This window comes from Marinobacter sp. EVN1, from assembly GCF_000475375.1.
In the GTDB taxonomy this organism is placed as follows: Bacteria; Pseudomonadota; Gammaproteobacteria; order Pseudomonadales; family Oleiphilaceae; genus Marinobacter; species Marinobacter nauticus.
The window spans coordinates 1-6137 of the sequence record NZ_AXCB01000030.1 but is presented as its reverse complement, the minus strand read 5'-3'; the positions used below and the strand labels follow the sequence as shown (position 1 = coordinate 6137).

General features: G+C 53.1%; 6 protein-coding genes and 1 pseudogene. All 7 read left to right on the top strand.

Features of this window, described 5'->3' with window-relative positions; all coding sequences use genetic code 11:
* The first annotated feature begins 149 nt into the window (after positions 1–149).
* A complete protein-coding gene (locus Q674_RS33885; RefSeq protein ID WP_023009272.1) occupies positions 150–1112 on the top strand; it encodes a type VI immunity family protein in 963 nt (320 codons plus the stop codon).
* The gene (locus Q674_RS33880; RefSeq protein WP_023009271.1) at positions 1105–1512 is read left to right on the top strand and encodes a hypothetical protein; all 408 of its coding nucleotides are present in this window, start codon (positions 1105–1107) and stop codon (positions 1510–1512) included. Before Q674_RS33885 ends, Q674_RS33880 begins: the two co-directional genes overlap by 8 nt.
* Positions 1513–1759: 247 nt before the next feature.
* On the top strand, positions 1760–3538 hold the full coding sequence (locus Q674_RS33875; RefSeq protein WP_023009270.1) for a hypothetical protein: 1779 nt from the start codon (positions 1760–1762) through the stop codon (positions 3536–3538).
* 19 nt (positions 3539–3557) lie between these two features.
* The gene (locus Q674_RS33870; RefSeq protein ID WP_200865919.1) at positions 3558–4562 is read left to right on the top strand and encodes a hypothetical protein; all 1005 of its coding nucleotides are present in this window, start codon (positions 3558–3560) and stop codon (positions 4560–4562) included.
* A 72-nt stretch (positions 4563–4634) separates the two neighbouring features.
* Positions 4635–4847 (top strand): hypothetical protein, encoded by a 213-nt coding sequence (locus Q674_RS41125; protein WP_152526078.1) that lies wholly within the window; start codon positions 4635–4637, stop codon positions 4845–4847.
* A gap of 91 nt (positions 4848–4938) precedes the next feature.
* Entirely contained in the window at positions 4939–5907 is a 969-nt protein-coding gene (locus tag Q674_RS33865; RefSeq protein ID WP_023009268.1) for a type VI immunity family protein, read from the top strand.
* Positions 5900–6137 (top strand): annotated as a pseudogene (locus Q674_RS33860) (hypothetical protein); the annotation flags it as partial. The gene Q674_RS33865 and the pseudogene Q674_RS33860, both read left to right, overlap by 8 nt.

Below are 6137 nucleotides of genomic sequence, written 5' to 3'. Positions count from 1 at the left end.
ACTCACCTCCAATACGACCGGACGAGTGATAAGGTGGTGGTCAATGCCCGGGCTGGGGACAAGCAGGCCAAGATTCGGCTGGCGGGTGTTCTCACCGGTGTGGAGTGGTTGCCGGCGTCGTAAACCGGAATCAAGGGGGCGTGGGTTACATGGATGTGAGTAATGACATCAGGGTAGTAGACGCCGACGGCGTCATGCTCAAGCTCTGCCTGAACGTGGAAATATACTTCCGCAATGCCTGGCGTACGGATGTTCGGGAGGCTGTGCTGGCGGTCTTCAATGAATACCGGGAGTACTTCGGCCAGGAATTCAAATGGACCACCAACCCGAACACTGGCCGTTGGAAAAGCCTGAAGAAAACGCCTTACCCATACCCGGATGAGTGGCTGTTGGATGTACCACAGGACGAGCAGTGGGAATTTGTCTTCCATGGTGGAGACAAGAAGACCGATGCCTCGGACGTGGATGTGGGAGCCTATGGGGAGTGGATTCATGAAGGGAACGAGGCTCCAGCATCAGACGACAACTCATTGTCTTTTATCAAGATGAATTTCCCCATGGACTTTTTTGTGGACCGGGATGAGAAGCTACCATCTATCTTCGGCCGCTGGTGCAGCCTGTTGATGGCAGACCAAGCTTATGCAGGTTTTGGTCTGGCCCTATCCCATGGGTATGAAACACGCGTCGACCCCCTAGTCTATCAATTAGCGCAACGTTTTCCGGGCCTAAATGTTGGCTCGGAGACTACACATTCTCTTCGCTTGTTAACTCGTACCAAAACACCCAACTGGCTCACCGCTACCTGCGAGCCTTATGTGAGCCAACTCGGTGGCGGGACTGTATTGCAGGCGGCGTTACCGGATGGTTGGGTGTCGCCCTATGACGGCGGCGTGATTATCCAGGCTGGACCTAAACCTTTGCTCGGAGATCGGGAGCAAGGATTAGATGTAGCTCCTTATCGTCAGGCGGCTCGTGTTCTGCGATCAATTCGTTCAACCGATCATAGTGGTATCGCAATGGGGAGAGTCGATGGTCAGACCGTGTTCCACACTCAGGAATACCGCGAGTGGCTGTCCCGTTTTGATGGCGAACCGGAGGTGAGCCATGACTGATACCCTGGCGATAGATCTGATGCCTGCGCAGTGGTTTCCGGACATTGAATTGACTGAGCTTGCCGTGGGAGAGCGCTGCATTGACATCGCCGGTGCTGGCGAGTGGGCCTTGCAGGGAGATCTGGTGCTGTTTGAGGGCAAAGGCACCCTGCGTCTTTCGTTGACGGAGGCTCCAAGGGTGGAAATCTGGAATGGCGAAACCTGGCAGGTGCTCCCCGAAGATTTTCTGGAGCATGCGACGACCGTCACTCACCTCCAATACGACCGGACGAGTGATAAGGTGGTGGTCAATGCCCGGGCGGGGACAAGCAGGCCAAGATTCGGCTGGCGGGTGTTCTCACCGGTGTGGAGTGGTTGCCGGCTTCACAGGGGCAGCTTAGAAAGCTGCAATCTGCAGTAGATCAGAAAAAACTCTACAAAATCCTAAAGCAATCAGAACGCCAGACGCTTCTTGATAGCGCAGAGAATCATCTGAACGAATCGCTGCTAACGCGGTTAAGGACACTATCTCGTCAGGGCGAGCCCTCCACTAGTCAACACCTGAAACGGCCGGGTCTATAAGGCATCAGTGCGACTGCCCAATCGACTTGAACATTGATTTAAAATGAATCCTTAGGGATTCAAAATCCAAGGAAAGGAATAAAACGATGAAATTCATTGGTGCGCTGATCTGTGCTCTCATTCTGGCTGTTGCCGGCTATTTCTGGTTCTCTGAAACGCCTCCGGCGATTAACAAGGAAGCCCTGCTGTTTAATCCCCCGGTGGGAGATGTTCGATATTTTGCGGTTGATCAGACCACAGAAATTGGGGTGTCTGGCAGAGGTGGGTCGGTTAACAGGATGACCAGCGTTCTGCGCAGCGAAGTGCTTGGTGCGGATGCTGGGTTGGTTGAGCTCCAGTCCGGCGCCCTGAAAGTTGCAGAACGAGGACGTGGGCGGACACTTGTAGACACCGAGTCGGGCGAGCCACAAAGCAGTGGTGAAAAACTTCTGGCCGATTTTTTGCGGTCTGGAGTTGTTGAGCAGGTAAGTGTTCATGGCGTGATCAAAGAAAGTACTTACCAGAATCCGGATGCCCTGAAGAGCATTAGTGATCGGCCAGAAGTCCTGCAGACTCTACTTCTTCGCAGCCTGAGTATTTTTCCTTGGTATCCTGGCCAGTTTCCGAATGAAGATCTGGCGATTGGATTATCGTGGCAGACTGAGAATCAAGAATGGAGTGGCGCAACCCTTCAGGGAATGCAGTTCGAAGTTACTCGGTTGGATAGTCAGACGGTGACCCTGGAATTTGCACCCGTCGGAGAGCAAGACCTGCCGGCCGATGAAGATTCAACCCCAAATAGCTTTAGTGCTGCTGGCTACCTCGAACTTGAACGTGCAACAGGCTGGCCGAGGCAGGCTAGTGTTCAGATCAGTACTGAAGAAGAGCATCAAGGGGTAACCTTTCAGATTACCAGTCACTTGAAGGTCAGGCAGTCAGAGGTTGATCCAGGGCCAGACACCGACAGACTGATGTCTATGGCGAAAATATCGATGCAGGCTCGCCCCATCGATACCTCGAACACCGTCTTTAATGACTACTTCACACCCCCCTTCAGCCCGGAACCGGTGGAGACCTCCCTCAATGAGATCCAGCAAACCCTGCTTTGGTTTGGTACGGAACCGGTTGATTACCGCTATGGACGAGCCGTTGGGGTTGAGTCAAAGCTGAATTCCTCCAATCTTCAAACCGCAACGATTCATCCGGTTAACCGTGTTCGGTTGCTGGATGCTGATGGCGAGCCGGTAGTGGAAAACACAATACCGAATCCGGATTTCAGAGTCCTCAAACCTTCGATCGGTGGCAACGCTGCCAGCGCGAGAATGCCCTTCCTTCGTATGGGACTGACGGATGAACAGTTGAGGTCGATTGATGTGATTGAATTCGACGCTCAAGTAACCGTACCAGACCAAGAGTACTCGGTCCTTCTTGACAAGAAAGATAAGGCGATTGAACTGGAGAACGCCGGGCTCAAACTGATTATCGAAGAGTGGGGTGCTGAGGTAGTTCGCATTCGGGTATCCGAGACCGGCGGAACACCACCAGGGGCTCGCCCCATGATCATGGGCTATCCGGTCGACGAATCGGGAGAGCCGGTAGCTCAGTTTGGTCTGCGCATGACCCATTCCGCTTTCGAGACCGTTCTGGGTGCCATGAAGAACCCGCCCCGCGGCGCAAAAGCGATGGCAGCTGAACTAATGCAGGGTCTCGACGCAATGCCTCCCCACGAGAGAAACGGCGATTTTATCTTTGAGTTCAGTCGCACATCAGCTCCTTTGCCAGACCGGTTCAGATTCAATTACATGAGCACTCGCACCAAAGCTATGACATTCATTGCGCCCGCAGCCAGAAAAAACACGGTTGGTGACGATGTCGAGAGCAGTTGAGGGGATGGAGGAGTCTCCGTTGCTCCCTGAGCCTAGAAACAACAGGCGACGTCTCGGCCAAGATTTGCAGCCAGTAGGTGACTACGCAGGTATTCAACCTTATTACCGCGTTTGTGAGGATGTGCAAGCTGTTCACCACCAGGACAAATGTGGCCCAGAGGCATTTCAGTCCGGTGATTGGTGGTGGAGTCAGGGTCGAATTCGTTTTCTGAACGGCAAGGCATTCATTGGTCTTTCAGCCGCACAGCTGCTAATCCCTTATCTTTGGGGCGGGCTTGTCTTGGTTGGTGGAGGGATGATGCTCTTACATTATGCTTCCAAGGTTGAGCTCCCTGACGAACTAAAATCACTTTTAGGCCTCGGAGTGGTTTTGGGTTGGATAGCTCTATCTATGTTTCTAATCATAAAAACCTTACCTTGGGTTATGAGCGCCGCTGCCTTTCTGTTAAAACCGTTCGAAAAAGGCCTTTCTAGGATAACGGATCGCAGCCTTAAAGCGGGCGAAAGCTACTTCAGCCGAGAAACCGGCCAGGTAAGTTTTGCTATGCCGGGCGGCAAGAAACTGACAGCGCCCTTTGAGGAATTCGATGCCTATGTTGAGCGGGTGATAGAAGCCGGCGGGATCTTCTATCGCTTGATGTTCGTGCATCGTTACACCGCCAAACAATTCAGCCAGACGTCCCTGAGCCGGGTCGAACCCACGAAAGAAGAGGTAATGGCGCTGTGGGACATGCTTCAACGCTACATGGATACCTCTCAGCCCTTGCCGGACGTGCCAAGGCTCGAGCCGTTCCGCCATCTGGATCCCGTTACCGCTGAGCATGACGGGCGTATCGTCCGCAACCCACGCTTCTGGCGCGATCTGGATTTGGAAGCTTGGAAGCAAGGGGAGGGCAAGGAATGGCTGAAGCGGCAGATGGAATACCCATGGGATAAACGCAAATGCAGGCTCACACCCCAGTTGGGCAAGATCTCGATGGCGGAGTACCGAAAGCTGCGCCCGGCCGATGCCTGGCCGATTTGAAATGCTTAATAGTATCGGCGCAGCCACATGTCGCTCAGCAACTTCGTTTTTTGTGTTGCTTGAGGGATCTGCGTGACTGAACTGCTGCAAGGCACTGTTTTATCGAACACCGCCTTTCGGGCGATGGAGATAGGTCCACTGCCGAAAGCCTCAAAAGAATGGATGCGTGTTGGTGAGGAGCTTCAGCCTGTCGGCACTTGTGCAGGCATTATCCCTTATCTTGGGACCACTGAGGGCGTTGACGTACTCCAGGAGCCGGATTTTTCCAACTCTGGTTGGACCTAATACGGGGTCAGTTCAGCGGATGTCGTCATTGCGGCCAAACCCGGAGCGAGTCGGGGCTGCATTCTGAGTTTCAAGATAGGGAAAACATACCGTGGATGAACTGAAAGAACTGATGACTGTGGAAGACGCCGATGGTGTCATGCTTAAGCTTAGCCTGAACGTGGAAATATACTTCCGTAATGCCTGGCGTGCGGATGTCCGGGAGGCGGTAATGGCGGTCTTCAATGAATACCGGGAGTATTTCGGCCAGGAATTCAAATGGACCACCAACCCGAACACTGGCCGTTGGAAAAGCCTGAAGAAAACGCCTTACCCATACCCGGATGAGTGGCTGTTGGATGTACCGCAGGACGAACAGTGGGAATTTGTCTTCCATGGTGGAGAAAAGAAAACGGATGCCTCGGACATAGATTTTGTCTCTCTAGGTGGTGGGAAGGCGAGAACTATCGAAGATCATCCGTTATCAAGGCAGCGTTCTCTCTCATACATCTATTGCCACTTTCCCATCGACTTCTTCATGGATCGTGAGGAAAAACTGCCATCTGTATTCAATCGTTGGTGTAGCTTGCTGAACGCCGAACAAGCCTATGCGGGATTTGGCTTGGCTATTTCTCATGGTTATGAAACCCGGGTAGACCCCTTGGTATATCAGTTAGGTCAGCGTTTCCCTGGCCTGAATATCAGTGATCGGATATCTCATTCCGGTGATTTGGTTTGCAACATTAAAACCCCCAATTGGCTTACGGCTATCTGCCAACCCTATGTGGATCAACTCGGTGGTGAGGCTGTATTGCAGGAAACGCTGCCAGATGGTTGGATGTCATCCTACGACGGCGGCGTTATAATACAAGCCGGTTCCAAACCTCTTCTTGGAGACCGAGAGCAGAGCCTGGATGTGGCCCCCTATCGAAAGGCAGCGCAAGTCTTGCGACCGATTCGTTCCACTGATCATGATGGGATAGCTATGGGGCGGGTGGATGGTGCGAAAGTTTTCAATGCCCCTGAGTATCAGGAGTGGCTGTCCCGCTTCGATGGAGAGCCGGAGGTGAGTCATGACTGACACCCTGGCAATGGATCTGATGCCTGCACAGTGGTTTCCAGACATTGAGTTGACTCGGCTTGCGGTAGGCGAGCGCAGCATTGATATCGTTGGTGCCGGCGAGTGGGCCTTGCAGGGAGATCTGGTGCTGTTTGAGGGCAAAGGCACCCTGCGTCTTTCGTTGACGGAAGCTCCAAGAGTTGAAATCTGGAATGGCGAAACCTGGCAGGTGCTCCCCGAGGATTTTCTGG